Here is a 1,972-nt window from a genome sequence, read left to right on the forward strand (position 1 = left end):
TGTTGGGGGGTGTGGGGTGGTGGGTGGGTGTGGGTGTTGTTGTGTGGTCAAGTTGTTAAGGGCACACGGTGGATGCCTGGGCACCAGGAGCCGATGAAGGACGTAGGAGGCTGCGATAAGCCTCGGGGAGCTGCCAACCGAGCGTTGATCCGAGGATTTCCGAATGGGGGAACCCCGCACCAGTCATGTGGTGTGACCCGCGCCTGAACACATAGGGCGCGTGGAGGGAACGTGGGGAAGTGAAACATCTCAGTACCCACAGGAAGAGAAAACAACCGTGATTCCGTGAGTAGTGGCGAGCGAAAGCGGATGAGGCTAAACCGATTGCATGCCAAGCCGGCAGGCGTTGTGCGGTCGGGGTCGTGGGACGATTCAGCATCTTCTGCCGAGGGTGCAGGGAGTGAGAAAGCACTGTGTTAGTGGAAGGCCTCTGGAAGGGGTCGCCGTAGAGGGTGAGAGCCCCGTACACGAAAACTCAGTGCCTCCCGAGTTGTATCCCAAGTAGCACCGAGCCCGTGAAATTCGGTGTGAATCTGGCGGGACCACCCGCTAAGCCTAAATACTCCCTGGTGACCGATAGCGGACAAGTACCGTGAGGGAAAGGTGAAAAGTACCCCGGGAGGGGAGTGAAATAGTACCTGAAACCGTGTGCCTACAAGCCGTGAGAGCTCTGCCCTTGTGGTGGGGTGATTGCGTGCCTTTTGAAGAATGAGCCTGCGAGTTAGCGGTACGTGGCGAGGTTAACCCGTGTGGGGTAGCCGTAGCGAAAGCGAGTCCGAACAGGGCGTGTGAGTCGCGTGCTCTAGACCCGAAGCCGAGTGATCTACCCATGGCCAGGTTGAAGCGCGGGTAAGACCGCGTGGAGGACCGAACCCACTTCGGTTGAAAACGGAGGGGATGAGCTGTGGGTAGGGGTGAAAGGCCAATCAAACTCGGTGATAGCTGGTTCTCCCCGAAATGCATTTAGGTGCAGCGTCACGTGTTTCTTGCCGGAGGTAGAGCACTGGATGGCCTAGGGGGCCCACAAGCTTACTGAAGTCAACCAAACTCCGAATGCCGGTAAGTGAGAGCGTGGCAGTGAGACTGCGGGCGATAAGGTTCGTAGTCGAGAGGGAAACAGCCCAGATCATCGGCTAAGGCCCCTAAGCGTGTGCTAAGTGGAAAAGGATGTGGGATCGCAGTGACAACCAGGAGGTTGGCTTAGAAGCAGCCACCCTTGAAAGAGTGCGTAATAGCTCACTGGTCAAGTGGTTCCGCGCCGACAATGTAGCGGGGCTCAAGCACACCGCCGAAGCTGTGGCATTCACATGAACCCGTCCGTTCCTTCGGGGGCGGGCCAGGTGTGTGGATGGGTAGGGGAGCGTCGTGTGGCGGTGGAAGCGGCGGAGTGATCCAGCCGTGGACGCCACACGAGTGAGAATGCAGGCATGAGTAGCGAAAGGGGAGTGAGAAACTCCCCCGCCGGATGACCAAGGGTTCCTGGGCCAGGCTAATCCGCCCAGGGTGAGTCGGGACCTAAGGCGAGGCCGACAGGCGTAGTCGATGGACAACGGGTTGATATTCCCGTACCCGCGAAAGAACGCCCATGCTGAACCCAGCGATGCTAACCACCCAAAGCGTGTGACTGACCTTCGGGTCTGATCGCGTGGCGCGTGGGATCCGGACTGGTAGTAGGCAAGCGATGGGGTGACGCAGGAAGGTAGTCCTACCGGTGAGTGGTAGTACCGGTGCAAGGGTGTGGCCCGTGGTGTAGGTAAATCCGCATCACGTACAGGGTGAGGCCCGACGCATAGCCGAATGAGGCGAATTGGATGATCCTATGCTGCCGAGAAAAGCCTCTAGCGAGTTCTTAGCGGCCCGTACCCCAAACCAACTCAGGTGGTCAGGTAGAGAATACCAAGGCGATCGAGCGAACTGTGGTTAAGGAACTCGGCAAAATGCCCCCGTAACTTCGGGAGAAGGGGGGCCATCT

Annotated in this window: 1 rRNA gene; it reads left to right on the top strand. The window is 58.6% G+C overall.

What is annotated here, in order from left to right:
- Positions 1-45: 45 nt before the first annotated feature.
- Positions 46-1,972 (top strand): 23S ribosomal RNA (locus ACI783_RS19765); the annotation flags it as partial.

The sequence above is a fragment of the Modestobacter sp. SYSU DS0511 genome (assembly GCF_054050755.1).